The sequence below is a fragment of the Chitinophaga cymbidii genome, assembly GCF_007992715.1.
GTDB lineage: Bacteria > Bacteroidota > Bacteroidia > Chitinophagales > Chitinophagaceae > Chitinophaga > Chitinophaga cymbidii.
This window is the reverse complement of record NZ_BKAU01000001.1, coordinates 2,445,528-2,471,665: the sequence shown is the minus strand read 5'-3', so window position 1 is coordinate 2,471,665 and position 26,138 is coordinate 2,445,528. Positions and strand designations below refer to the sequence as shown.

At 51.7% G+C, this 26,138-nt stretch carries 26 protein-coding genes; 12 read left to right on the top strand and 14 right to left on the bottom strand.

What is annotated here, in order from left to right:
• Positions 1–35: 35 nt before the first annotated feature.
• Complete coding sequence (locus CCY01nite_RS10280) at positions 36–422, bottom strand: RNA-binding S4 domain-containing protein (RefSeq protein WP_146860312.1); 387 nt, start codon at positions 420–422, stop codon at positions 36–38.
• Between the two features lie 99 nt (positions 423–521).
• Between CCY01nite_RS10280 and CCY01nite_RS10275 the strand changes: the two genes are divergently transcribed.
• A complete protein-coding gene (locus CCY01nite_RS10275; protein WP_146860310.1) occupies positions 522–1,913 on the top strand; it encodes a cation:proton antiporter domain-containing protein in 1,392 nt (463 codons plus the stop codon).
• Positions 1,914–1,992: 79 nt separating this feature from the next.
• Here the strand turns inward: CCY01nite_RS10275 and CCY01nite_RS10270 are convergent, their stop codons facing one another.
• From CCY01nite_RS10270 to CCY01nite_RS10230, 9 genes are all read right to left on the bottom strand, one after another.
• Positions 1,993–3,228: a lytic transglycosylase domain-containing protein gene (locus CCY01nite_RS10270; RefSeq protein WP_146860308.1), complete on the bottom strand. Its 1,236-nt coding sequence runs from the start codon at positions 3,226–3,228 to the stop codon at positions 1,993–1,995.
• A gap of 13 nt (positions 3,229–3,241) precedes the next feature.
• Positions 3,242–4,687, bottom strand: a complete 1,446-nt coding sequence (gatA, locus tag CCY01nite_RS10265) for an Asp-tRNA(Asn)/Glu-tRNA(Gln) amidotransferase subunit GatA (protein ID WP_146860306.1) — start codon at positions 4,685–4,687, stop codon at positions 3,242–3,244.
• Between the two features lie 61 nt (positions 4,688–4,748).
• Positions 4,749–4,976 carry a Sec-independent protein translocase subunit TatA/TatB gene (locus CCY01nite_RS10260; protein ID WP_146860304.1) on the bottom strand — a complete coding sequence of 76 codons (228 nt, stop codon included), beginning with the start codon at positions 4,974–4,976 and terminating at the stop codon, positions 4,749–4,751.
• Positions 4,977–5,239: 263 nt separating this feature from the next.
• The gene (gene rplS, locus CCY01nite_RS10255; RefSeq protein WP_146860302.1) at positions 5,240–5,587 is read right to left on the bottom strand and encodes a 50S ribosomal protein L19; all 348 of its coding nucleotides are present in this window, start codon (positions 5,585–5,587) and stop codon (positions 5,240–5,242) included.
• An 83-nt stretch (positions 5,588–5,670) separates the two neighbouring features.
• A complete protein-coding gene (gene trmD, locus CCY01nite_RS10250; protein ID WP_146860299.1) occupies positions 5,671–6,351 on the bottom strand; it encodes a tRNA (guanosine(37)-N1)-methyltransferase TrmD in 681 nt (226 codons plus the stop codon).
• Between the two features lie 9 nt (positions 6,352–6,360).
• Positions 6,361–6,882: a ribosome maturation factor RimM gene (rimM, locus tag CCY01nite_RS10245; RefSeq protein WP_146860298.1), complete on the bottom strand. Its 522-nt coding sequence runs from the start codon at positions 6,880–6,882 to the stop codon at positions 6,361–6,363.
• A gap of 81 nt (positions 6,883–6,963) precedes the next feature.
• Positions 6,964–7,434, bottom strand: a complete 471-nt coding sequence (gene rpsP / locus CCY01nite_RS27030; protein WP_146860296.1) for a 30S ribosomal protein S16 — start codon at positions 7,432–7,434, stop codon at positions 6,964–6,966.
• Positions 7,435–7,570: 136 nt separating this feature from the next.
• Complete coding sequence (gene ffh, locus CCY01nite_RS10235; RefSeq protein ID WP_146860294.1) at positions 7,571–8,890, bottom strand: signal recognition particle protein; 1,320 nt, start codon at positions 8,888–8,890, stop codon at positions 7,571–7,573.
• Positions 8,891–9,047: 157 nt separating this feature from the next.
• Positions 9,048–9,917 (bottom strand): sigma-70 family RNA polymerase sigma factor, encoded by an 870-nt coding sequence (locus CCY01nite_RS10230; protein WP_146860292.1) that lies wholly within the window; start codon positions 9,915–9,917, stop codon positions 9,048–9,050.
• A 400-nt stretch (positions 9,918–10,317) separates the two neighbouring features.
• Here CCY01nite_RS10230 and CCY01nite_RS10225 point away from each other — a divergent pair, with 400 nt between their 5' ends.
• Positions 10,318–10,698 (top strand): START-like domain-containing protein, encoded by a 381-nt coding sequence (locus CCY01nite_RS10225; RefSeq protein WP_146860290.1) that lies wholly within the window; start codon positions 10,318–10,320, stop codon positions 10,696–10,698.
• Here CCY01nite_RS10225 and CCY01nite_RS10220 read toward each other — a convergent pair.
• On the bottom strand, positions 10,695–11,303 hold the full coding sequence (locus tag CCY01nite_RS10220) for a hypothetical protein (RefSeq protein ID WP_146860288.1): 609 nt from the start codon (positions 11,301–11,303) through the stop codon (positions 10,695–10,697). The two genes, CCY01nite_RS10225 and CCY01nite_RS10220, sit on opposite strands and share 4 nt — an antisense overlap.
• 257 nt (positions 11,304–11,560) lie before the next feature.
• Between CCY01nite_RS10220 and CCY01nite_RS10215 the strand changes: the two genes are divergently transcribed.
• The 3 genes from CCY01nite_RS10215 to CCY01nite_RS10205 all read left to right on the top strand — a co-directional run bounded on the left by CCY01nite_RS10215 (position 11,561) and on the right by CCY01nite_RS10205 (position 15,461).
• Positions 11,561–13,003, top strand: coding sequence for an LptF/LptG family permease (locus tag CCY01nite_RS10215; RefSeq protein WP_146860286.1), 1,443 nt, complete (start codon positions 11,561–11,563; stop codon positions 13,001–13,003).
• 59 nt (positions 13,004–13,062) lie between these two features.
• Positions 13,063–13,734: a phosphatase PAP2 family protein gene (locus CCY01nite_RS10210; RefSeq protein WP_186830995.1), complete on the top strand. Its 672-nt coding sequence runs from the start codon at positions 13,063–13,065 to the stop codon at positions 13,732–13,734.
• Between the two features lie 104 nt (positions 13,735–13,838).
• Positions 13,839–15,461: an ArnT family glycosyltransferase gene (locus CCY01nite_RS10205; RefSeq protein ID WP_146860282.1), complete on the top strand. Its 1,623-nt coding sequence runs from the start codon at positions 13,839–13,841 to the stop codon at positions 15,459–15,461.
• A 64-nt stretch (positions 15,462–15,525) separates the two neighbouring features.
• Here CCY01nite_RS10205 and CCY01nite_RS10200 read toward each other — a convergent pair whose 3' ends face one another.
• Positions 15,526–16,248: a superoxide dismutase gene (locus CCY01nite_RS10200; protein ID WP_146860280.1), complete on the bottom strand. Its 723-nt coding sequence runs from the start codon at positions 16,246–16,248 to the stop codon at positions 15,526–15,528.
• 558 nt (positions 16,249–16,806) lie between these two features.
• On the opposite strand from CCY01nite_RS10200, the gene CCY01nite_RS10195 reads away from it, so the two are divergent.
• From CCY01nite_RS10195 to CCY01nite_RS10175, 5 genes are read left to right on the top strand one after another with little or no spacing between them, the layout of a single operon-like run.
• Entirely contained in the window at positions 16,807–17,907 is a 1,101-nt protein-coding gene (locus CCY01nite_RS10195; RefSeq protein ID WP_146860278.1) for a ThiF family adenylyltransferase, read from the top strand.
• A 27-nt stretch (positions 17,908–17,934) separates the two neighbouring features.
• Positions 17,935–18,633 (top strand): hypothetical protein, encoded by a 699-nt coding sequence (locus tag CCY01nite_RS10190; protein ID WP_246129902.1) that lies wholly within the window; start codon positions 17,935–17,937, stop codon positions 18,631–18,633.
• Between the two features lie 31 nt (positions 18,634–18,664).
• Positions 18,665–20,827: a sensor histidine kinase gene (locus CCY01nite_RS10185; protein WP_146860276.1), complete on the top strand. Its 2,163-nt coding sequence runs from the start codon at positions 18,665–18,667 to the stop codon at positions 20,825–20,827.
• A 13-nt stretch (positions 20,828–20,840) separates the two neighbouring features.
• A complete protein-coding gene (locus CCY01nite_RS10180) occupies positions 20,841–21,938 on the top strand; it encodes a hybrid sensor histidine kinase/response regulator (RefSeq protein ID WP_146860274.1) in 1,098 nt (365 codons plus the stop codon).
• Positions 21,922–22,335: a response regulator gene (locus CCY01nite_RS10175; protein ID WP_146860272.1), complete on the top strand. Its 414-nt coding sequence runs from the start codon at positions 21,922–21,924 to the stop codon at positions 22,333–22,335. Before CCY01nite_RS10180 ends, CCY01nite_RS10175 begins: the two co-directional genes overlap by 17 nt.
• Before the next feature lie 114 nt (positions 22,336–22,449).
• Here the strand turns inward: CCY01nite_RS10175 and CCY01nite_RS10170 are convergent, their stop codons facing one another.
• Entirely contained in the window at positions 22,450–23,943 is a 1,494-nt protein-coding gene (locus CCY01nite_RS10170) for a trypsin-like peptidase domain-containing protein (protein WP_146860270.1), read from the bottom strand.
• Positions 23,944–24,094: 151 nt separating this feature from the next.
• On the opposite strand from CCY01nite_RS10170, the gene CCY01nite_RS10165 reads away from it, so the two are divergent.
• Both CCY01nite_RS10165 and CCY01nite_RS10160 read left to right on the top strand, forming a co-directional pair.
• The gene (locus CCY01nite_RS10165) at positions 24,095–24,376 is read left to right on the top strand and encodes a type II toxin-antitoxin system TacA family antitoxin (RefSeq protein ID WP_146860268.1); all 282 of its coding nucleotides are present in this window, start codon (positions 24,095–24,097) and stop codon (positions 24,374–24,376) included.
• Positions 24,373–24,870, top strand: a complete 498-nt coding sequence (locus CCY01nite_RS10160) for a GNAT family N-acetyltransferase (protein WP_146860266.1) — start codon at positions 24,373–24,375, stop codon at positions 24,868–24,870. The genes CCY01nite_RS10165 and CCY01nite_RS10160 overlap by 4 nt, the downstream gene beginning before the upstream one ends.
• A gap of 2 nt (positions 24,871–24,872) precedes the next feature.
• On the opposite strand, the gene CCY01nite_RS10155 is transcribed toward CCY01nite_RS10160, so the two are convergent.
• Complete coding sequence (locus CCY01nite_RS10155; RefSeq protein ID WP_146860264.1) at positions 24,873–26,135, bottom strand: sensor histidine kinase; 1,263 nt, start codon at positions 26,133–26,135, stop codon at positions 24,873–24,875.
• Positions 26,136–26,138: the final 3 nt, after the last annotated feature.

Genomic DNA, 26,138 nt, shown 5'->3' with positions numbered 1-26,138 from the left:
GGTTGTAAATTGAATGTGCGAAAATAATAAGAATATTAATCTTCCTGCATAAAATCGTCCAGATCCCGGCGTTCCTTCTTGGTGGGGCGCCCGATCTTGCTGGGGCGTTTGCCGGTATGGAAGCTGGAAGCGACGCGCTGGTTGAACTGCTGGTCGGCTTCGGGCGTGATATCCAGGTAGTATTTGATGGCTTCGGAATAAGCCTGGCGGTTGTGCAGCAGGCCCGCTACTTCTATCTTCCAGCGTTTGGCCTCTGTTTTGACCTCGTACTGGTCGCCGATGTTCACGTTGCGGGCGGCTTTCACGGCGCTGCCGTTCATTTTCACCTTGCCGGTATCGCATGCGGCAGCGGCCTGCGTGCGGGTCTTGAATATGCGGATCGCCCAGAGGTACTTGTCCAGGCGGAGTTTTTCTGCGCTCATGGCGCAAAATTACGAATAAGCGGGATTGTATGTTGTCACAGGATGACAAGCGGGATTCGTCATTTAGTTTGTATATTTCGTTGTAAAGCTGCGCCCGCCATGAAAAGGAAACATCTGCTCTATCCCCTGATAATCGGCATTTTCACCGCGTTGATATGGTTCATTATTGACCGGGGCGAACGCCTTGCCTCCGTGCAGGAAGCCACGGCAGCGGGAAGTGACGGCCTCTTCGCGGAGCTGCTGGGGCATGTGCGGCATCCGCTGAGCATGCTGCTGCTGCAGATCATCGTTATTCTCTGTGTTTCCCGCCTGTTCGGTTACCTGGCGTGGCTGATCCGCCAGCCCGCTGTAGTGGGCGAGATCGTTGCCGGCGTTGTGCTTGGCCCTTCCCTGCTGGGCTGGTGCTGGCCGGAAGCCATGCATGCCATCTTTCCCGCATCTACATTGAACAATCTTCAATTCCTCAGCCAGATAGGTCTTGCTTTCTTTATGTTCATCGTAGGCATGGAGCTGGACATCAGCAAGATCCGCCAAAAAGCCCATGATGCGGTGATGATCAGCCACGCCAGCATTATCATTCCGTTCTTCCTCGGCGTCTGCCTCGCTTATTTCACTTACCGGCAGTTCGCGCCGGCGCATGTGAGCTTCCTCTCTTTTGCGCTGTTCATGGGCATTGCCATGAGCGTTACGGCATTCCCGGTACTGGCGCGCATCGTGCAGGAGCGCGGGCTTACCGGCACGCCGCTCGGCACCATGGCCATTACCTGCGCCGCAGCGGATGATATCACCGCCTGGTGCATCCTGGCCGTAGTGGTGGCGATCGTAAAGGCCGGCGGCTTCCTGAGCGCGGTGGTAACGATCTGCCTGGCGGTGCTGTTCGTAGTGGCGATGCTGATAATCGTACGCCCCTGGCTGAAACGCAGGATGAGCGGGCTTTCCGGCACAAAGACCAAAGTGGCGCTGGGCTTCTTTGTGTTGCTGATAGCGGGATACATGGCGGAAGTGATCGGCATACACCTGTTGTTCGGCGCTTTCCTCGCAGGGGTGATCATGCCGGCGGAAGCGAATATCAAGCAGGTGCTGACGGACAAGCTGGAGGATGTGAGCATTGTAATATTGCTGCCCATCTTCTTTGCATTTACGGGCCTGCGCACGCAGATCGGGCTGCTGAACGAAGGGCATTTATGGGCTGTTTTCGGCGCCATTATGCTGGTGGCCGTGGGCGGCAAGTTCGCGGGCTCCGCGCTCACGGCGCGGCTGGTGGGACAGTCATGGCAGGATTCCCTGTCTATCGGGGCTTTGATGAATACGCGGGGGTTGATGGAGCTGGTAGTGCTGAATATCGGGTATGACCTGGGGATTCTCCGGCCGGACGTTTTTGCGATGCTGGTGCTGATGGCGCTGGCCACCACGTTCATGACGGGGCCGCTGCTGGACGCGATCGGTTATTACTACGCGCCATTCCGCCGCCATGCGGGTTTTAAAGGATAATTGCATCAACATAATCATCGACATAAAAAGAGGGCTGACCATTATTTCCTGGTCAGCCCTCTGTATCTTCTATCAGCGCTTACTTTTTCGCCGTTGTTTTTCTCTTTGTCGTTTTTGTATTGGCAGCGGCGGCCTTCTTTTTAGGATTGGCGTTCACTTCGGGTTTCTTCACCGGAGCAGGGAAACGTGATTTATCTACGGTCGCTGCTTTATCATCCAGCGTCAGCTGCAATGATTCTTTCAGTATCTCTTCTTTCTGCGCCAGGAAGGTCTTCATCTTTTCTTTCGGAATGCGGAGGTCGTAGCTGTTGTCTTCTCCGGCCAGTTCCTTCGCAAAGTCAGGGTTGAGCCTTTCCAGTTCCGCCTGTTCCATTTCCAGTTTTTTGGCGATGGCTTCCATCCTGTATTTACCGCTAATGTTGAATTCTACGGTATTGAACAGGTCTTCTTCCGTGAGCTCCGCGGGTTTGCGGAATTCGGGCGCGGGCTTGAGCCTTGCAGCGGGGGAAGTAGCTACGTTATCGCCTACACCAAAGAAGGTGTTGAAACGGTCGAGGATATACCCGGTGGCAATGAATTTATATACATGGCTGCGGGACTCGGCGGGCAGGAAATACTGGATGCCCCAGAAATCGCTTCTGCCGCTGATGCGCTGTGCTCTCTGCACACCGCCTGCGCCGCAGTTGTAAGCGGCTACTACCAGTAACCAGTCATCGAACTGTTCGTACAGCTCGTTGAGATATTTGGCGGCGGCCACGGTGGATTTATAGAAATCTTTCCGTTCGTCCACTTTCTTTCCAACGCTCAGGCCGAAGATACGGGCGGTGCTGCTCATGAACTGCCACATGCCTACGGCGCCAACGCGGGAGCGGGCGTTATAGGACATGCCGGATTCTATCACGGCCAGGTACTTCATTTCTTCGGGAATACCGTGGTCTGAGAAGATCTTTTCTATCATGGTGAAATACGGCGCCGCGCGGTCTACCATCACGGCAAGGTGACGGCTGTAGCGGGTAGCGTAATCATTGATATAGCCGGTAACGTAACGGTTATCGTTCATCTGCTCATATACCTTGGGGTTGTGGCGGACGAGCGGCGTCATTGTCTGTGCTGCTTTTTTAACGGCTGCAGAAGCCGGAGATCCATGCACCACTGTATCCTTGGGCAGATGTGCCGTTTTCCTGAGTTTGACGGTGGTGGTATCGGCGGGCGTTTCCTGTACGGGAACGGCCATCTCCTTAGGGCTCGAATCACCGGCGGCGAAGGAACTCAGGGTCCCAACCAGCGATAAGAGTAATAAAAAGACTTTCGTCATACACTATTTAGTTTTATGATATATTTACTTGCTGCTCTTGCAATATGTTATTTGCTATTTGCAATAAGTTCTCTTCGTCAAACTCCTTCGTGATGATCTGCACCCCATAGGGCATTCCGTTAGAATGCCGCTGCAAAGGTACGGAAATCGCCGGAACCCCGGTCAGGTTCGCCAGTACCGTATAAATATCTGCCAGGTACATGGCGATGGGATCATCCATTTTCTCCCCGATTCTGAATGCTGTTGATGGTACGGTAGGTAAGAGGATAGCGTCGTATTCGCTGAGTATGCTGCGCATTTTCTCCACCACCAGCCTTCTCACCTGTTGTGCTTTTGTAAAGTAAGCGTCGTAGTAACCGGCGCTCAGCACAAAGGTGCCTAACAGTATGCGGCGTTTTACCTCTTTTCCGAATCCCTCTGAGCGGCTTTTCCTGTAAAAGTCCGTCAGGTCCAGGTCCTTTCCGGAGGTACGGTACCCGTACTTTACTCCGTCGAACCGGCTGAGATTGCTGGAGGCTTCTGCTGTGGTCAGCACGTAATAGGCTGCCACCACATAATCCAGGTAATCGAAATTCACTCCTTCAACAGTGTGTCCTTCCGATTTCAAATCTTCAAAGAAGTTCTCGTATCCCGCCCGCATTTCTGTATCCAGGCCTTCGTGATGGAGGGCATCTTTTAAATACGCAAATTTCCTGGTTTTATTGTGCCGGAAATTTGCCTGGTAATCAGGGACTTCGCGTTGGGCGGCCGTACTGTCGTACGCATCCGGCCCGGCTATGACTTGTAGAACCATAGCCACGTCAGCAATATTCGCGCCAAAAATGCCGATCTGGTCAAATGACGAGGCATAGGCGATGAGCCCATGCCGGGAAATGCGTCCATAGCTCGGTTTCAGCCCGATGATCCCGCAAAAATCCGCCGGCTGGCGTACGGAGCCGCCGGTATCACTGCCGAGGCTGACCTGGCAAAGGCCGGCCTGCACGGCTACGGCGGAACCACCGGAGGACCCGCCGGGAACACGGCTGTTGTCCAGCGCGTTCAGTACTTTACCGTATGCCGAGTTCTCGTTGGTGGAGCCCATGGCAAACTCGTCACAATTAAGGCGCCCGATGATGATGGCGCCTTCCGCGATAAGTCTTTCTACGGCTGTTGATGAATAGAGGGAGGTAAACCCTTCGAGTATTTTTGAGGCGGCGGTCACTTTATGCCCTTTGTAACAGAGCACGTCCTTGATCCCGACCACCACGCCGGCCAGGCTTCCCGGCCTTTCTCCTTTTTGGATACGGGCGTCGAGCGCTGCGGCCTGCGCCAAAGCTTCTTCGGTAAATACTTCCAGGTATGCATTGAGGTGCCGGGCCTGCTCAATTTTGTCGAGGTACAAACGTACGACAGACTCGCAGGTCGTTTTTCCGGCATACAACGCCTCATGAAAAGACGATATACTGCTGAATTCAGTCAAACCCAAACCAGTTTAAATCTTACAATGGAGATCTCTAAAATCCGGATAAAAGAGGTGGGGATTAAGCGTTTTTATTAACGTCAGCTTCCTTCATGCCCTCTTCCATTTCACGGCGCACGTTGTCTTTGGCATCTTTGAACTCGCGGATACCCTTGCCCAGGCCACGCATTAATTCAGGGATCTTCTTACCACCAAACAGGAGTAATACTACGAGTGCGATCAGAATTAATTCGGTCATGCCAAGTTCTTGAAAGAGTAAGAGCGGTGATTTAGCGAAAATAGCAGTCATTTTCTCAGTTTTTATAATGTTCAGCTAACAAAGATATGTTATAATTCGGGGTTTTTCAATCAACGGACAAGACTTTAATTAAGTTTTAAGAAAGCCGCCGGGAGCTTGATAATCTTTAAATACAGGCATTACGGGGAGCTTTTCGGGAAAATGAAAAACAAGCATATGACAGGCGGTGATGGCTGGTCCTTTCTCCGGCAGGGAAAAGAAAAAGCGGAAGCCCGTCCGGACTCCCGCCAATACTAATTTCCCTGTATATAATACTAAACCCTTTTTTCCTTGATACGGGCAGCTTTACCCTGGCGTTCGCGCAGGTAGTACAGTTTAGCCCTTCTTACTTTACCTACTTTATTCAGCACGATAGAATCGATGTTGGGAGAATAGTAGGGGAACAGCCTTTCCACGCCCACGCCGTCAGAGATCTTGCGCACAGTGAAAGAGGCAGTAAATCCGGTGCCCTGGATCTTTACCACATCGCCTTTGAAGGACTGGATACGTTCCTTGTTGCCTTCTACGATCTTATAGTTAACGGTAACATTGTCACCGGCTTTGAACTTCGGATATTGCTTGCCAGCAGTCAACTGCTCGTGAACAAAAGAAATTGCGTTCATCATTCAATAATTTATAGGACGGCAAAGGTATGTAAGATTTCCCAATTACCAAAAGCTTTCCCGTGTTTTTAGAAAAATAACTCTTAATCCTGCCGGAATATGTCCGGCCGCCGCTCTTTCGTTCTTCTGAGGGCTTCTTCATGCCGCCATTCGGCGATCTTGCGGTGGTCCCCGCTCAGCAGCACGGGCGGTACTTTCCAGCCCCGGAAGTCTTCCGGCCGGGTGTACACCGGCGGCGCCAGCAGGTTGTCCTGGAAGGAGTCGAACAGTGCGGAGGTTTCGTCGTTCAGCACGCCGGGCAGCAGGCGCCCGATGGCGTCCACCAGGATGGCCGCGGGCAGCTCCCCGCCGGATAGTACAAAGTCGCCGATGGAGATCTCCATCGTAACGAAATGCTCTCTTACCCGTTCGTCGATGCCTTTGTAGTGGCCGCAGATGATCAGCAGGTTCCCTTTGAGGGAGAGGCTGTTGGCCATCTTCTGGTTAAAGGTCTGCCCGTCCGGCGTCAGGTAGATGATCTCGTCGTACGTGACCTCTTTTTGCAGGCTCTCGATGGCGTTCACCAGCGGTTCGATCATCATGACCATGCCGGCGCCGCCGCCGAACTGGTAATCGTCTACCTGGTTCTGGCGGAAATTGGAATACTGCCGCAGGGGGTGCAGGTTCACCTCCAGGAGGCCCCGGGCCTTTGCGCGCTTCATGATGGAGTGCGCGAACGGGCTTTCCAGCAGTTCCGGCAGTACAGTGATGATATCTATCCGCATGTGCTCGTTTTAACCTAAGTAGATGTCTAGCAAACCTTCCGGGAGGTCCAGGTGCACGGTTTGCTGTTTTTTATCGATTTTCAGCAGGGTCTGTTCATTCAGCGGGAGCAGCATTTCCTTTTCCCGGAACATGACCTTTGCCAGTACCTGTAACGGCATTTCAATGATCTCCGATATTTCTCCCAGCGGCCCATGCTGTTTGTCCGTTACGCTGAAGCCGAGGAGGGACAAAGGTGCGGAGGCGGATGCCAGCCCCTTGAAATCGGCCTCGTCCAGGTAAATGCCTTTCTGCAACAACTTCCTGGCGGCTTCCCGGGAATCGATGCCTTCCAGCTTGATGTACAGGTGTTCGGCGTCTTTTGCCCTGGCTTTCTGAATGAAATACGGTAGGAAGCTGTCCTTACGGTCTTCGATAAAAACAGCCGTGATGTCTTTCAGGGACGATTTTTTCCCGAGGCTGTGCTTCACGATCATTTCCCCTTCCGTGCCGTATACGGCGGACAGCTTGCCGATATTGAAATAATTGGCCATTCGATGATGCCTGTTTTAGAAAAGCAAAAAGGGAATCTTTGCGAACAAATCTTCCCTTTTTGCAATATGGTATGCTGATGATTATGCTTCAGCAGTTCCTTCGTCTTCAGCTTCAGAAGAAGCAGCGGGAGCAGCAGGAGCGTCTTCCACTTTCCGCACTACCGGTGCAACCGGGCGGGAAGCTCTTCTCTGGCTTTCGCGGCGGGCAGAAACTTTCTGCTCGTGGTCAGCCTGCCATTGTTCGAATTTGGTGTAAGCGGTAGGCTCATCGAACAGGCCGAGTTTCACCCCTCTCAGGAGGTGTTTCAGGTACAATACGCCTTTGAAGGAAAGGATTCTTCTAACGGTATCGGTAGGTTGTGCACCTTTCTGCAGCCAGCGGAGCGCTTTCTGCGTATCGATGTTGATAGAAGCCGGTACGGTCAAAGGATTGTAGGTACCGATTTTCTGGATGAATTTACCATCCCTGGGCGCGCGGGCATCAGCCACAACAATAAAATAAAAAGGTCTCTTTTTTGCGCCGTGTCTCTGTAATCTGATCTTTACTGGCATAAATAAGTCGAATTATTTCTTGCGAGTTGTTAAAAAATATTGTTTCTATTGGGGCAGCAAATGTAGGCTTAAAATTGAAACTTCCCAAATAAAATTCGGTCCGTAACATCTTAAAACCGCTGCCGTAAAAAGTTTATTATCTCATTTTCAATCCCTTAGCACCACCCGGTATTTTGTTCATCATTTTCATCATCTGCCGCATCTGCTCGAATTGTTTCATGAACTGGTTCAGGTCCTGGATCTCCTTGCCCGCTCCTTTGGCGATGCGCCTGCGGCGGCTGCCGTCTATCAGCTCGGGATTGGCCCTTTCCGCAGGAGTCATGGAGTTGATCAGCGCTTCGATGCCTTTGAAGGCGTCGTCGCTGATATCCAGGTCTTTCACGGCTTTACCTACCCCAGGGATCATGCCAAGCAGGTCTTTGATGCTGCCCATTTTCTTGATCTGCTGCAGCTGTTCTTTGAAATCGTCAAAGTCGAACTTGTTCTGGCGGATCTTCTTTTCGAGCTTTTTAGCCTGTTCTTCGTCGAATTGCGCCTGGGCCCTTTCCACGAGGGTGGTGATATCTCCCATGCCCAGGATACGCTGCGCCATACGTTCGGGGTAGAACACGTCCAGCGTATCCAGCTTTTCGCCCATGCTCACGAACTTGATGGGCTTCTGCACGGTGTATTTGATGGTCAGCGCCGCACCGCCGCGGGTATCGCCGTCCAGCTTCGTGAGCACGATCCCGGAGAAATCCAGCCGCTCGTTGAACGCTTTTGCGGTGTTCACGGCATCCTGGCCGGTCATGGAATCCACCACGAACAGTATCTCCTGCGGAGCAACAGCCGCTTTCACATTGGCGACCTCCGTCATCATCACCTCATCCACGGCCAGGCGGCCGGCGGTATCGATGATCACCACGTTGTTGCCTTTGGCTTTCGCTTCTTTGATGGCGTTTTCCGCGATCTGCACCGCGTTCTTGTTCTCGGGTTCGCTGTATACTTCCACTCCTATCTGGCCGCCCAGTACTTTCAACTGGTCGATCGCAGCGGGACGATAGATGTCAGCCGCTACCAGCAAGGGTTTCTTGTTCTTCTTGGTTTTGAGGAAATTGGCAAGCTTGCCGGAAAAGGTGGTCTTACCGGAACCTTGCAGCCCTGCGATCAGGATCACCGTGGGGTTTGCTTTCAGCTCCAGCTCCACTTCGGTATTCCCCATCAGCTCCGCCAGCTCGTCTTTCACGATCTTCACCATGAGCTGACCGGGCGAGATGGCGGTGATCACCTTCTCTCCCATTGCCTTTTCCCTTACTCTGTCAGTAAATTCCTTGGCTATTTTGAAGTTGACATCCGCATCTACCAGCGCCCTGCGGATCTCTTTTACGGTGGTGGCTACGTTGATTTCAGAGATACGGCCTTCACCTTTTAACTGCTTAAAGGCCGAGTCGAGCCGTTCCGATAATGATTCAAACACAGGTTAAAAAATTAAAAAAGTAAAAAATAACATGGAAAATATGGGCTGATATTGACCATGGGGTACAAAAGTAAAGAATTAACGGTGAAAGTAAAAAATGGTGAACACCCGCAGGTATTCACCATTTCGAATAATGTATCGTACTCGTTTGCTGTTATTAGCCGCCCAGGTAATTGCGGAGCAATTTACTGCGGGAGGTGGTGCGCAATTTGGTGATGGCTTTGTCTTTGATCTGACGCACCCTTTCGCGGGTCAGGCCAAATTTTTCGCCGATATCTTCGAGTGACATGGGATGCTCCACGGCGATGCCGAAGTAAAGCATGATCACGTCTTTCTGACGGTCAGTGAGGGTGGAGAGGGAACGCTCGATCTCGCGGCGGAGGGAATCATGGTGGTCCAGTTCCTCGTCCGCGCTAACAGCATTGGGATTCTCCAGTACGTCCAGCAGGGAATTGTCTTCCCCGTCGATGAACGGCGCGTCCATAGATACGTGGCGGGCGGCCACCCCGAGGGTAGCTTCCACTTCTTCGGTATTGATCTCAAGGATGGTAGCCAGTTCGTCGGGAGACGGCTCACGCTCGAACTCCTGTTCCAGCTGGGAATATGCTTTGCTGATCTTGTTGGAAAGGCCCACTTTGTTCAGCGGAAGGCGTACGATGCGGGACTGTTCGGCCAGTGCCTGGAGGATCGACTGACGGATCCACCATACGGCGTAAGAAATGAACTTGAAACCACGTGTTTCGTCAAAACGCTGTGCCGCTTTGATCAGGCCAAGGTTGCCTTCATTGATCAGATCGCTGAGGGACAGTCCCTGGTTCTGATACTGTTTGGCAACGGACACAACGAAACGGAGGTTTGCCTTGGTCAGCTTCTCTAACGCGCGCTGGTCGCCCTGTTTAATGCGGATAGCCAGGTTCACTTCTTCCTCCGGCGTAATGAGATCCACTTTGCCGATCTCCTGCAAATACTTTTCTAACGACTGAGACTCACGATTGGTGATCGACTTCGTGATTTTAAGCTGGCGCATTGACATAGCACGGGAACAGTTACAGGTTAAAAAAAAGTTATTATTAGAAGAATGCTAGACAAAAATAACTTTTTTTAGATACCACCCAAAAAAAATCTCAAACCGTTAAAACCTTTTTAAGCTAAATCGATTGTGTCTGATTATCTGCACTATATTGAGCTGAATTACCCCATTCTAGTGCTGTTTTAACATTAAAAAGGCTTCATCGTTTCAAAGCCGGTGATTAAACAGGTAATTTTCCGTTAGCTATATAAGCAAGAAAGATCATATTTCAAAATATAATCACGCATGAAAATGAAGAAGTTAACGTATAAAATAAAATCTAAAATTTATTTTGATGTAATGAATATTTTTCTATAATTGCATGCAGATGATTTTGATTTTATAATAATATTGAGCGATGTCAAAGAAAGTGCAATATGAGTTAGAATATCCGGTACGGTGCTCTCCAAGTATCCTATATGAATTTCTATCCACCCCCGCGGGCCTGCAGGAATGGTTTGCAGATAAAGTAGATTTCAGAGATAATGTTTTTTCGTTTTCCTGGAACGGTTCTGCCGAAGAGGCGGAAGTGCTTGAGCAGGAGGAAGATGAACGCATTCGTTTACGTTGGTTACATGCCCCAAAAAATGAATTCTTTGAATTCAGTATCCAGATATCAGAAGTAACGAACATGACTATACTGATCATTAAAGATTTCGCTGAGAAGAAGGAAATCGCGGATCAGAGCCAGTTATGGGATTACCAGATCAAGGACCTTTTTCACAGGATCGGGAACTAGGCGCCCTCCCTGCCCGACAACATATCCAGCAGTGCCGCATACACGGCCACGGCATTGGCAATCATTTTTCCCCACGTAAGTACGTCAAACCGTTTTGCCAGCTTCACAAAGGATTTATTTTGCACCAGTTCCTCCCACTGCTCCGTTGATATGACCGCTACCGGCTGGTAGTACTCCGGCGCAAAATGATGCTGCCAGGGATCGTTCTGCACACAAACGAACCATTCGCCGGCAGCGAGTTGCGGTTGCAGTGTTGCCAGCACAGCCCGGTAAGGTTCCAGGCTTTCGCCGGCCAGGTGCAGCGTAGTGCTGAAGAAACGCCCCCACCAGAAAAATGTGCGGCAGGCAAAAATATCCTCCTTGCTAAACAACCGCGGATAGTCCAGCACCACGTAAGGCAAGCCCTGGTACTGCTCCCCGCGGGAGATCTTCGCCGGCTGCGCCCCCTCGCCGGGGAACCGGGATATAACGGGATGCGCCGCCATCGCCTCGTGCAGCGCGCCGAAAAGATGGTATGCTTTCTGTATCACGCCGTTTTTGCGCAGTATCCACTCCGCATCCGTAACGATCTGCTGTTCCTGCGGGTTTAATTCGTATGGTTTCATGGTGTTCGCTTCTTACAGATACGCTATAGATACCTTAGTGATACCCTATAGATACCCTAGTGATACCTTAGTAATACCTTGTAAAAATACTCCCTGGCAACAGCCCGGAGGCCGGTTAAATAAATTAACGCTTTTTTAGCCCGCCAAAGCTGCGAGCTTGCGGGATTCGTATTAACTTTGTGCAGCCAGCAAAACAAAAGTATGCTGAATATCAAATAGTTTTACATCTATTTAAATTATTTTTTTCATCACCGTCCGTGAAGAAGCTCGATAAACTCATTATAAAAACATTCCTCGGCCCGTTCATCGCCACTTTTTTTGTGACCTTGTTCGTGCTGGTCATGCAGTTTGTATGGAAATACATTGATGACCTCGTGGGTAAAGGGCTGGATACGCCGGTGATCATCGAGCTGCTGGTATACACCAGCGCCAGCCTGGTGCCGCTGGCCATGCCCCTGGCCGTGCTGCTTTCTTCCATCATGACGTTCGGGAACCTCGGTGAGAGCTTCGAGCTGGTGGCCATTAAGTCCGCCGGCATCTCCCTGCTCCGCTTCATCCGTCCCCTGTTCCTGTTCTCCGCCCTCATTGCGCTGGGCGCTTTTCTCTTTTCCAACTACGTGATCCCGGTAGCCAACCTGCGGTCAAAGTCGCTGTTGTGGGACATCACCAATTCCAAACCGGCCTTCAACATCAAACAGGGCGTGTTCTACAGCGATATTCCCGGATATGTGATCAAAGTGGCAAAGAAGGAGCCGGACAACAAGACCATTCACCAGGTGATGATCTATGAGCGTACACCCGGTTCGCGGGACGGACGGGTGATCCTGGCGGACAAAGGGGTCATGGAGCTGTCGCCGGACAAACGCTTCCTCTACTTCACGCTTGAAAACGGCTGGAGCTACGAAGAACGCGGCGATGCGCGCAACCCGGAAAAAAACGAGCTGATCCGTCTCGGCTTCAAAAAATACAAAAAGCCCTTCGATCTGTCCACCTTCGCGTTCAGCCGCTGGAACATGGACGATTTTGCGTCCAACCAGCAAATGCTGAACGTCCGCCAGCTGGACATTGGCATCGACTCCCTGAAACGGCTCGATTCCGGTTTTATCCGCACCACCAGGGCCTACGTGAGCAGCCGTTACCCCTTCTTTAAATGGAAAGACACCGGCTGGGCCGCATCCGCGTCCCTCTTCCATGGAAAGTCCTTCCTGGACAGCATCCCGGAGAAATCCATGCGGTATATTGTTGAGCGGGTGGACCAAAGCATCCGCGAAGCGGAATCCAGCCTCACCGCTCCCGCCAAAGAGTTTGCGGACAACCAGGCCAAGATCGCCCTCTTCAAAGTGGAATGGCAGCGCAAATTCTCACTGGCAGCGGCCTGTATCGTTCTTTTCCTCATCGGCGCGCCGCTTGGTTCAATAATTCGTAAAGGCGGACTAGGGACTCCGCTCGTTTTTGCCGTTATATTCTTTGTAATCTTCAATATATTTTTTATGTTAGGCGAGAAAATGGCCAGGAAAGATGTAATGACATCGTGGGGGGGAATGTGGCTGGCCAATGCAGTCCTTATGCCTATTGCTGCCTTTTTGGTGTATAAAGCAATGAATGACTCACAACTGTTTAACAAAGAAGCCTGGTTCCGCGTGTTCCAGCGCATTAAAAAATTCGTTCAGCAGCGGCGTAACAAACATACAGTCGCATAACTATATGCTCCTGCTGACATTATCATAACATACGGACCTACAACTTAAAACTGTTTACTTTGAAAACACTGGTAACACTAGTGCAACAAAACCGCTATTTCTATGTCCCGTTCCTCCTATGGCTGATTACCGGCGGTGCACTCCTATCCCTTTTTACGAAAGATGACCTTTTCCTTACCGTGAACGGCGCGAATCACCCTGTTGCGGACGTGTTCGTCACCGCCACAACGTACCTTGGCGACGGCATTGTATTTGGCCTGATGCTGCTGGTGCTGCTTATCATGCGTAAATGGAAGCTTTTCTTCATGGGCGCAGGCACATTGCTCATTGTCACACTGATCGTGCAGAGCATTAAACATGCCGTGAACGAGCCCCGCCCGATCGTTTATTTCGGCGCGGAAACCGAGGTTTGCCACATTGTGCAATGGGTAAAGGTCCACGGAGGGCTCAGCTTCCCGTCCGGCCATACCTCCACCGCGTTTGCCATGTTCTGCTTCCTGGCGCTGGTATCCGGCAATAAAAAGGCCGGCCTGCTGATGTTTACGCTCGGCATCCTTACGGCGCACTCCAGGCTATACCTCAGCCAGCATTTCTTTGCAGATGTATACGTGGGCAGTATTATCGGCACATCCGTCAGCTCGCTTATTTTCTGGATGTTCGAATACCGCAAACGCCAGACTCCCGGTCAGGCCTGTACGCATAATACGATGACCATGCCGCAGCCGGCATAGATTTATCATTCGGATTATTACACATTCTTTACGAACTTAGCGTTTTGCCCGGATGACGAGTGAAACGCAAAGTTCCATCAGCCTGTTAATAAGAAAGATTACGAATGAAATATCTGTTGATAGCTATCGTAGCAGCCCTGTTATTCATACCATTCCTGGGAGCCGTACACCTGTTCGACTGGGATGAGATCAATTTTGCCGAAGCCGCGCGGGAGATGATCGTCAGCGGCAACTATTCCCAGGTGCAGATAGATTTCAAGCCGTTCTGGGAAAAGCCGCCGCTGTTCATCTGGATGCAGGTGCTCAGCATGCAGCTTTTCGGGGTAAACGACTTTGCCGCGCGCTTCCCGAACGCCGTGATCGGCATCGTCACCCTGCTCACCTTTTTTCACATCGGCAAAAAAACCGGCGATGAAAAGCTCGGCCTCTGGTGGGCGCTCGTATACGCAGGTTCCTGGCTGCCGCATTTCTATTTCAAATCCGGCATCATCGACCCTACTTTCAACTATTTCATTTTCCTCTCCCTCTATTTCGCTTACCGCATCGGGTATGCCGCCAAACCAACGCGCATGGCGATATACAGCGGCGTGGCGCTGGGGCTGGCCGTGCTCACGAAAGGCCCGGCCGCCATACTCATCGCGGTGCTTACCCTGATCGTGTACTGGATCTACAACAAGTTCCGCATCCACATTAAAATAATACACCTCGTCTGGATCACGTTGTTTGCCGTGCTCACTACGGCGCTATGGTTCGGCTACGAGATCATATCGCATGGATGGTGGTTCGTAAACGAGTTCGTGATATACCAGTGGCGGCTGTTCAGCACACCGGACGCCGGCCATGGCGGGCCGTTCTTCTATCACTGGATCGTATTGCTGATAGGCTGCTTCCCGGCCAGTATCTTCCTGCTGAGCTACATTCAGACCGCGCGCGGAAAATCCATTTACCTGCAGCAAAGCACAGAAAGCAAGGATTTCAAAGTATGGATGTGGATATTGTTCTGGGTGGTGTTGCTGCTGTTTTCTATCGTGAAGACCAAGATCGTGCATTACTCGTCGTTGTGTTATTTCCCGCTGAGCTTCCTCGCCGCCCTGCAGGTGCACCGTTTGCTGGAAGGCAGGTTCACGCTGAAAGGATGGAACATCGTATGCATGCTGGTGATCGGCGTAATACTGGGCCTTGCCATCAGCCTGCTGCCGCTCGTGGGCATCTATAAGGCGGACCTGATCCCGCATATCGGTGACCGCTTTGCAAAAGCCAACCTGGAAGCGGACGTTCCCTTCAGCTTTGGCGAAATGGCTTACGGGCTCGTCTATACGATCCTGGTGATCGTTTCCTCCGTATTGCTGTTCAAACGGAAAACAAGACAGGGGCTGCTCTGCCTGTTCATCAGCACACTGGTGATGATACAGGTAACGGTGCTGCATTTTGTGCCCAAGGTGGAACGTTTCTCGCAGGGCGCTGCGATCGACTGGTTCAAATCTTTTGTAGGGAAGGATGTATATGTGCGGCCGCTGAGTTATAAGAGCTACGCCTACATGTACTACACCAAAAAGCTGCCGCCGGTCAACGAAAATTATTATAACGACCAATGGTTGCTGGAAGGGCCGGTGGACAAACCGACCTATTTCATCTGCCGTATAACGGACAGCGATCCGTGGCGCGCGCACCCCAACCTCGAGGTGATCGGGGAAAAGAACGGGTTCGTGTTCCTGAAAAGAAAGTAAAAAAGGGCTGAACCAAGGCAGTATACACTTTGGTTCAGCCCCCGCATATCTTACGGCGCTTTGCTTATTTCAAAGCCGCCTCATATCTCTTCTCCACTTCCGCCCAGTTCACCACGTCCCAGAAGGCGGCGATGTAGTCAGGGCGTTTGTTCTGATGCTTCAGGTAATACGCATGCTCCCATACGTCCAGCCCGAGAACCGGCGTACCGGTTTCTTTCACCAGTCCTTTCATCAGGGGATTGTCCTGGTTCGGCGTGGAAGTCACCGCCAGCTTTTTATCTCTCCCAACGATCAGCCATGCCCAGCCTGAGCCGAACACACCTTTCGCGGCGTCGCTGAACTTCGTTTTGAACGCATCCAGCGATCCGAAGGCGCTGTTGATGGCGGCGGACAGCTTCGCGGAGGGCTCGGTTTTCTGCGGGGACATCACGGTCCAGAACAGGCTGTGGTTGTAATGCCCGCCGGCGTTGTTGCGAACGGCGGACTCTTTCGCGCTTACTTTGGCCAGGATGTCTTCCAGGCTGAGCGAAGCGAGCACGGTGCCGTTCAGCGCCTTGTTCAGATTGTCAACATAACCTTTGTGGTGTTTACCGTGGTGGATCTCCATCGTCAGCTTGTCGATGTGCGGTTCCAGCGCATCCGTTGCGTACGGGAGTTCAGGCAGGGTGAAAGGTGCTTTCGAATCAGGCAGGGTTTCCGGACCCTCTGCAGCAAACAGCCCTTTCGGGTTTGCCAGGGCAGCCACGCCGGCAAGGCCGGCTACCTTGAGGAATTCTCTTTTATGCATATGTCAATATTTGTTTGTTCTGTACAAATCTATAAGATTAAGCAAATTTTACACCAATAAATATAGATAGTTCGCAATCCTCTCATTTAATTTTACCTGCTTTTTGAATTTTCATCAAAATAATGCGGAATATTATAGTTTAATTTGAAAATTAATTGCTATTTTACTTTTCTATTCATGTGTTGTTGTCGTATTTAATCATTTTCGAAAGATGAAGTTATTTATCCCTGGTTGCGGACGTAGCCCCGCTCCGGTCAACATGGCTCCGGATGGTGCCCTGTACTACCTTCACCGGCATTCGCCGGGATTCGTCCATACCCGGTCCATGTTGAATGCTGAATTTCTCTTACCTGCAAACTGCTGTTTTGCCCGCTTCACCTGATAGAGGAGAAGCAGGAGTTGGATAAAATCACACTATAGATAACACGCTGTCCGCACGACGCTGCCTTTCCGATGCATCCGGGAAGGCCGGGTTTTTACTATATGCCGGGCTGACAGGCACAGATTTTTTAATTCAGGAAAAATTTATTCACCCAATAAATCAAGTCCGGAAGCAGCATGATGATTCAGGATCGCGTACAAAAGACAAAACATGAGCCGTTGACCTATTCGCCCGTTTTTTACCGTGCGTCCGGGTCCGGAGAGAAAGATGCCCTGCTTGCATTGTTGCGGGAGAACCCGGCGATCAAGGTGTATGATGAGCTGCACGGGCAGTTAAAGGAACTGATCAAAAGCAGGCACCCGACGCGCGTGCTCAGCGCGGAAGAAACGGAAGCCGCCATTGCAGCGCACCTCGCAGGCCGGCCGGAGGAGGATTATGGCGTATGGGTATACTACCCCTGGTCTGAAAGGCTGGTGCATTTGCTGGACGAGGAAGAGTTCATCGCCATGCGCACTTCGCGCAATATTTACAAGATCAAAGTGGAGGAAAGGGATTTGCTGATCCGTAAAAAGATCGGCGTGATCGGCTTGTCCGTAGGGCAAACGATTGCACTCACGCTGGCGATGGAACGCATCGGCGGAGAGCTTCGCCTGGCGGATTTCGACGACCTGGAACTTTCCAATATGAACCGCATCCGCACCAGCGTGCACAACCTCGGCGTGCCGAAAGTGATCTCCGCCGCGCGCGAGATCGCGGAGCTGGACCCTTTCATCAAAGTGAAATGTTATACGGACGGCGCCACGGAAGAAAACCTCCAGGATTTTCTGACGGGCGGCGGCCAGCTGGACTTGCTGGTGGAAGAATGCGACAGCCTCAATGTAAAAATATTGAGCCGCATCAGGGCCAAAGCCCTGCGTATGCCGGTGGTCATGGAAATGAACGACCGCGGCATGCTGGACATTGAGCGGTACGACCTGGAACCGGACTATCCGATGATGCACGGGCTTATCCCGGACATCGACATGGAAACGCTCAGCAACCTTACCACAGAGCAGAAAGTGCCCATCCTGGGGCCCATGGTGGGCGGTGAAGCCATGAGCAGCCGGATGAAATATTCCCTGACACAGATCGGGAAAACCATTACCGCATGGCCGCAGCTGGCATCCTCCGTGATGCTGGGAGGCGGCATGGTGGCGGATACCTGCCGCCGCATTCTGCTGGATGAACTGAAAGTCTCCGGCAGGTTCTACGTGGATTTTGAGCAACTCATCAAATAGCGCCCAGTAAACTAAAAGAGCAAACCAATGAGTGACTTGATCAAGGTAAGGGCCTTTATTGCTCCGGAAGACCCGGAGGCTTGCATGCGGTTCTACGAAGGCCACAGCAAACTGCTGGAAATACATTTTGGTATTGCCAAGATCACTTCAGGGAATGTGGACTGGATCAATCACAAGAACACGATCGTGATCATCGTGGAAGATGAAACCGGCACAAAAACATATGGCGGCGCCAGGGTGCAGCTGGCAGACGGAGAAATACCCCTGCCCATCGAAACCGCGATCGGCAAATACGATCCGAAGATATATACCGATGTAAGGCCCGGCAGCGCGGAAATTTGCGGGATGTGGAACTCGAAGGAAGTGGCCGGCATGGGCATCGGCAGCCTGATCCTGTGCCGGGTGGCCGTAGCGTTGATGAGCCAGCTGCCGATAGACCGGGTGCACGTGCTCTGCGCCCCCATCACCACCCGCATGGGAAAACGGGTGGGCGCCGTGATCGATACTTCGCTCGGCAATGAGGGCATCTTCTATTATCCGAAAGACGACTTCATCGCCACGGCCATGATCATTAAAGATGTAGATGTGCTTAGCAGCGCGGAGCCAAAGGAAAGGGAACTGATGTTCGATCTGCGGCAGAACTTCAACCAGATACGCACAGAAACCGGGCCCAAAGGGAACTTCGAGGTTTTTTACCAGTTGGCCCTGCCGGGATGGGGTAAATAAAAAAACGCTTAAATTACACTGAAGATTAAACATGCCGGTACGTTTCATCCTGTTATTGCTCATGTCGTTCTTCTGGCGCAGCGCTGCGATCGCGTCGGAACCGGTGGTGTTTGCCGACAAGTCGCAGCTGATGCAGATAGGGAAATACCTGGAGCTGTATGCGGACAAAACCAATAGTCTGACCATTGAACAGATCACCGGCCAGCAGTTCTACCCTTCCGAACAACAGGTGCCCAACCTGCAGATATCGCCTTACACTTACTGGGCCCGCTTTTCCATCACCAATACATCGGACCTCATGAAGCTGATGCTGGAGGTGGAATACCCCACGATCGACGATATCACGCTGTACGAGATGCTCCCCTCCGGGGAATACCGCGCCACGCGGCTCGGCCAGTTCCAGGCTTTTTCTTTGAGACCTTACAAGCATCAGAACTATATCTTCCCGCTCGTCATCCCGCAGAACGAAACCCGCTCCTTCTACCTGAAGGTAAAATCGGGGGAACAGCTGCAGCTGCCCATCTACCTCGGCTCTGAAACCAAAATGAGCGCGAAGAACACGGAACGTAATTTCATCATGGGGCTGTATCTCGGCATCATCCTCGTAATGGCCCTGTACAACCTTTTCATATTTATCACGATCCGTGACTGGAGCTATCTTATTTACGTCACCTATATCATTTGCGTAGGGCTCACGCAGGTATCCCAGCAGGGATATACTTTCCGCTTTCTCTGGCCCAACAATACCTGGTTCGCGATGCACGACACCGTGCTGATACCGGTGCTCAACGGCATCACGGCGGCGCTGTTCATCTCCTCCTTCCTGCATGCGAAGGAAAAGTACCGGCTCGGCTATCACCTGCTCAACGCGGTGATCGTGCTGTACCTGCTCAACCTTATTCCCATGTTCCTGGACCAGTTCGTTATCGCCCAGATCATGGTGCAGCTGGTGGCCATGAGCGGATCTATCATCGCGATCTTCGTAGGGGTGAAAGTGAGCAATAAAGGATTTGTGCCGGCCCGTTTCTTCCTGGTGGCCTGGGGCATCTTCCTCAGCAGCGTCTGCATTTTCGTGTTGCGGAATTTCAATGTGCTCCCGTATAACGACTTTACCTACTACGCCCTGCAGATCGGCTCGGCGGCGGAAGTAACACTGCTGTCGTTCGCGCTGGCCAACAAGATCAATATCTACCGGAAGGAAAAAGAAGAGTCACAGGCGCATGCGCTGCGGGTATCGCAGGAGAACGAGCAGCTGGTGCGCGAGCAGAACGCCATACTCGAAGCAAAGGTGCAGGAACGTACGGAAGCGCTGCAAAGCAGCAACAAGGAGCTGAATAAGGCCCTCAACGGCCTGAAGGAAGCCCAGACGCAGCTGGTGGAAGCGGAGAAGATGGCCTCCCTCGGCCAGCTCACCGCCGGCATCGCCCACGAGATCAACAATCCCATCAACTTCGTCACCTCCAATATCAAACCCCTGAAGCTGGATTTCGAAGACATCCGCAGCCTGCTCCGCCGGTATGAATCCATCGGCCAGAACGGGAATGTGCAGGAACAGCTGGCGGACATCGAACGGTTCAAGCAGGAGATTGATATCGACTATGTGCACAGCGAAATAGACACCCTTATCAAAGGCATCGAAGACGGCGCCAACCGTACCGCCGAGATCGTGAAAGGGCTCCGCACCTTCAGCCGCCTGGATGAAAGCGACCTCAAGTCCGTAGACATCCACGAAGGCCTGAACTCCACCATGGTGCTGCTCCGCAACTCCACCCCGCAGCACGTAAAGATCATCCGGGATTACGGCGAGCTGCCCAAGATCGAGTGCTACGCCGGCAAGCTCAACCAGGTGTTCCTCAACATCATCAACAATGGCCTGAACGCCATCAAAATGAAACCGGAACAGGGAGACGAGTCCATCACGATCACCACGCGGCAGGTAGACAGCAAGACCGTGAGCATCGGCATTCGGGACACCGGCATCGGCATGACGGAAAAGGTAAAGGAAAAGATCTTCGAGCCGTTCTTTACCACCAAAGACGTAGGCGAAGGAACAGGGCTTGGCCTGTCCATCGTATTCAGCATTATAGAAAAGCATCACGGAAAAATAGTTGTGGAATCGGCCCCGGGTAAAGGAGCGGAATTTATTATATATTTACCACTCAATATTACCGGCGTCCAGAGTCATTCGTCCTAATTAATAAACCCTCATGAAAAGCAACCGTATCAGGATACTGTACATCGATGATGAAGTACATAACCTCAACGCATTCCGGGCGAACTTCCGGCGGAGTTATGAAATATATACCGCCAATTCCGCGGCGGAAGGGATGCAGGTGTTAAGAGGCATAGAAGTACATATCATTATTGCAGACCAGAAGATGCCCGGCACCACGGGCGTTGAGTTCTTCCACGAGATCAAGGACGTGCTGCCGGACCCCATCCGCATCCTGCTGACCGGCTATACGGACGTGGAAGATATCATCGATGCCATCAACAAAGGCCACATCTTTTCCTACATCAAAAAACCCTGGGACGAGCACGAGCTTTTCAAAACCATCAACAACGCTTACGAAATTTACTCCGCCCGCAAGCAGCTCAAGGAAAAAGTGCTGGAGCTGGAAAAAACGAACGACGAGCTGAACCGCTTCATCTATTCCACTTCCCACGACCTGCGCGCACCGCTCATGAGCGTACAGGGCATCATCAACCTGAGCCGGCTGGATAACAGCATGACAGACCCGCAGGGTTACATGAATATGGTGGAGGTTTGCATTACGCGGCTGGACAGCTTTATACAGAAGATCATCGAATATTACCGCAATTCGCGGCTGGACCTGGAGTATGAGAAAATCGATTTTGTAGCGCTGATGGATGATTGTATCGATACGTTCCGGCATCAGAATACCTTCATCAATTTCAATGTCAGCATCGATCAGCCCGTCCCTTTCAAAGGCGACTTCTTCAGAATAAGTGTCATTTTGAATAATCTGATCTCCAATGCGGTCAAATACCAGAAGCCTGATGAGCAATATCCGCAGGTGAACCTGACCGTAAAAGTGGAACCGCATAAAGCGACCATCCGCATAGAAGACAATGGCATCGGCATTCTGAGCGAACATCTGAGCAACATCTTTAAAATGTTCTTCCGCTCCAAGAACAACAACAAGCCGGGCAGCGGCAGCGGTCTCTATATCGTGAAGGAAGCGCTGAGCAAGATCGGCGGCACCATTGGCGTAGATTCCCGTTACGGCGAAGGCACTCAATTTGAAATCTCTATTCCGAACCGAAATGAATTCGATACCTGATCTTCGCGTTATTCTGATTGATGACAACGACATCGATCTGCTGCTGCATGAACGGCTGATCACGATACAGGGTATCAGCCGCACGGTGCTTGCATTCAGTAATGCCAACAAGGCGCTGGAGTTTCTTTCAAGTAACATCACCCTGCCGCACATCCCTCCCACCGTGATCCTGCTGGACATCCAGATGCCTGAAATGGACGGCTTCGAGTTCCTGCGCTCTTTTGATTCCTATCCATCCAAGATCAAGAACCAGTGTTACATCATCATGGTTTCTTCTTCGCTGGATTTCGGCGATATTTCGCGGACCAATGCGAACCCGCTGGTGGTAAGGCTGCTGAAGAAGCCATTGCAGCCGAAGGAGCTGAAGGAAGTGATCGAGAATATTTTCCAGCAATAAAAAAGCGCGCCGGAGGTGGGGCACTGCAAAAAAAGTACGCCGCCGGAAGCCAGGCACACAAAAAAAGCGCGCCGCCGGAGCGACACGCTTTTGTCTGTCAGACCATTCATCCTCTTAGTTCAAATCATTGATCCCATAATAGTAAATGCTGCCGCTGCCGGGGTAAGTCCCTTCGATCTGAAAATTGCCATCCTGTTTTGCCAATGCAGCTTTTAACTCGTCTATACTTCTCACGGGTATCCCGCCGATCTTTGTGATCACAAATCCGGGGCGCATGTTCGTCTGATTGCCAATCACGCCGTCTTCCCGGATATTCGTTACCTGCAGCCCGCCGGAGATGCGCAGTTTTGCGGCATCTGCGCGGGAGAGCGCGGAAAAGTCAGCCCCGAGCGCTTCCACAGCCGCGGCCTGCTGGCCGGACATAGCGCCGAGTTTGCCTTTCAGCGTAACGCTTACATTTCTTTCGTGGCCGTCGCGCACCAGCGTCAGGTCTACTTTATCGCCCGGTTTTTTCATGGCGATCAGCTCTGCCAGTTTTGCGCTGGAAGCAACGTTCACATCGTCCACTTTCGTGATGGCGTCACCTTTCCGGATACCGGCGGCGGCAGCTGCGCCAGTGGGGTCCGTATCGGCCACCCATACGCCGTCAGCATTGCCGGTGATGCCCAGTTCCTTACGCTGCGCTTCGTCCAGGTTCTCCGGCGCCATGCTGATGCCGAGGTATCCGCGCTGCACGGAGCCATATTTCATGATGTCGCCCACTACTTTCTTCATCAGGTTAGACGGAATGGAATAGGCATATCCCGCGTAAGAGCCGGTGGGAGAAGCAATGGCGGCGTTGATGCCTACCAGCTCACCGTTCGTATTCACCAGCGCGCCGCCGCTGCTGCCGGGGTTCACGGCCGCATCCGTCTGCAGGAAAGCCTCCACGGGAGCGCTGCCCTGCCTGTTGATGCCGATGTTGCGGGACTTGGCGCTGATAATACCTTGTGTAACGGTCACGTCCAGGTTCAGCGGGTAACCGATCGCCAGCACCCATTGACCGAGGCGCACCTCGTCAGAATTGCCAAGCGGCATCACCGGCAGGTCCTTCCCGTCGATCTTGATCAGCGCCAGGTCCGTATTCGGGTCTGTGCCCACTATTTTTGCCTTGTAATTCTTGCGGTCGTTCAGCGTTACGTTGATGTCAGTAGCGCCGTCCACTACGTGGTTATTGGTCACGATGTAGCCGTCTTCGCTGATGATCACCCCTGAGCCGGAAGCCTTCTGGTCCGGCCGCTGAAAAGAGCGCCCGCCCCCGAAGAAACGTTCGAACAGTTCATCATCCATCCCGAAGGGGTTCATACCGCCGCGGGACTGTGTTTGCTTGAACTTTACAACTGTTCTGATATGTACCACAGAAGGAACCGCTGTGCCCGCTGCTTTTTCAAAGTCAACCGGCTGTGCCGCTGTGCTGCCGCCGGAATAAGAAGTTCGTACCAGGGGTTTGGGATCGTCCTGCAAGATACTGTTGTACGGCTTGCCGGAAGAAACGTTGCTTAGTGCATATCCCCCGCCAATGCCTGCCGCCAGTAAAGCAATGGCGGCGATAGTTAATTTTTTTCTCATAGTATCTCTTTTTTTGATACTGTAAATTTCAGGGGGCATTCTGAATACATTCTGAATAAACAGGTGTGACGGGGTGGTTTTAACTTTTTATTAGGAGGATAACTGTACGGATATTTTCCGTACATTTGTTAAAATTTAAATGAGAATAGCCATGAAAGCGGCAAATATGACAAGGTTCGATACCAGATTGTCTACTGAAATGAAAGAATTTTTTGAATATGCAGCGGATCTCGCTGGTTATAAAACCCTTACCGAATTTGTAATTTATTCAGTAAAAGTACAAGCCGAGAAGATTGTTGAGAAACATAATGCTATTTTAGCCTCTCAAAAAGACCAGGAAATTTTCTTTACGGCAATTATGAACCCCGGTGAACCCAATGTTAACCTGAAAGAAGCAGCTAAACGGTATAAAAAAACTAACAAGAAAAAATGAACTACCTGACAGTTCCATTAAGAAGTAGTCATAACAAAAAGGATTTTAGCTGTGGAAAACAATCGCTTGACAAGCACATACAGGAGCAGGCATCTCAGGATGTAAAACGCAAGTTATCTGCATGTTTCATTCTTGAAGATGAAAATGATATTGTTAAGGGATATTATACCTTATCTGGTTCTTCCATCAGGAAAGAACTTGTACCTGAGGGAGTCAGCAAAAAAATGCCAAATGCATATCAGGATTTACCTGTTACGTTATTGGGCAGGCTTGCTGTTGATGCAAGATATAAGGGGCAAAAGTTAGGCGAGCTGCTGCTTGACGCTTTAAACAGAAGTTGTGACAACGCCAGGATCATTGGTTCGATAGCGGTAGTGGTTGACCCCCTGGATGAAAATGCAGAAGCATTCTATAAACGCTATGGGTTTATATTACTTCCCGACAGTAAGAAAATGTTCCTGAGCATGAAAACTATCGAAAAGCTGTTGAAATAACATTACCGCATTTTCACGCTGAAAACATGCATGGGATGCTCATAAGCATACGTGATCTCATACTTATACAGGTCGCATATCTTTTTGACGATCTCCAACCCCAACCCCATGCTTTCCGCATCCGCACTGCTTTTGGCGAAACGCTGGAAAAGGCGGGCGGTATTGAGGGGATAAAGCTGCCCGGTATTTTGCACGGTAAAAGCGCCTGCGGCGATCTTTACGAGGATGTTGCCGCCTGTGATGTTATGGCGGATGGCATTGGCGAGCAGGTTGCCGGTCAATACTTCTATCAGGGTGGGATTGGCTTTCACCAGCAGGTCTTCCTGCCAGCTGGTTTCAATGCCGAGCTGCTTTTGATCCGCCTGTGAGCGGTATTGATCTAACAGGTGGATGACCATTTTCTGCACGGAAATATCTTCCGTTTCGGGGAACTGCCCGTTCTGGATGCGGGTGAGCAGGATGAGGCCCTTGTTGAGGCGCGCCATGCGCTGGCTGGCGGTGGCCAGGTCTGTGATCAGCGTGGCCTGCTCTTCTGTCAGCGGCGTGGTTTGCATCAGCAATTCCAGCTTGCCCTGGAAAACGGCCAGCGGCGTGCGCATTTCATGCGAGGCATTCTCCGCGAACTCTTTCTGGGAAACATATGATTTGCGGCTGCGCTCGGCCAGTTGCTCCACGGCGGCGTTCAGCTCTTTGAACTCGCTGATGTCGGAATTACCCAGGTGCAGCGGCGCCGCGTCGTCTACCTTGTAAGCCCGCAGCTTGCGGAGCGTGTTGTAAAAAGGCTTCCACACCTGCCGCGCGAGGCTCCGGTTGATCAGCAGCAGGCCCGCCAGCAGCAGCGATAACAGCAGCACCTGCAAAATAATGATGCTGGTGATGAGCGCTTCGTGGTTCGCGAGGGACGACTTGATCTGCAGACGGTAGGTGTCCCGGTTGATAACAAGGTGCGAGGTCAGCAGGCGGTAGGTCACCTTGCGGCGGGAGTTACTGTCCACCACATCGGAAGTATACAGGGAATCGCGGCCGCTGTGGGGGGCGGCGCGTTCGAGGGTGATGTCGTTATTAAGCAGGGGGTTGTTGCCTTCGGGGGTTTCTTCCATCACCTGCAGGCGCGGCACCAGCTGGGTTTTGGTGGCGATCAGGCGGGCGTCCACATTGGCGATCACAATACGTTTCAGCACGAAATAGAACACCGGCACCGCCACCAGCAGCAGGATGACGGACAGCAGGAAGTAATAGCGTACTGTTTTGTTTAATAATTTCATCAG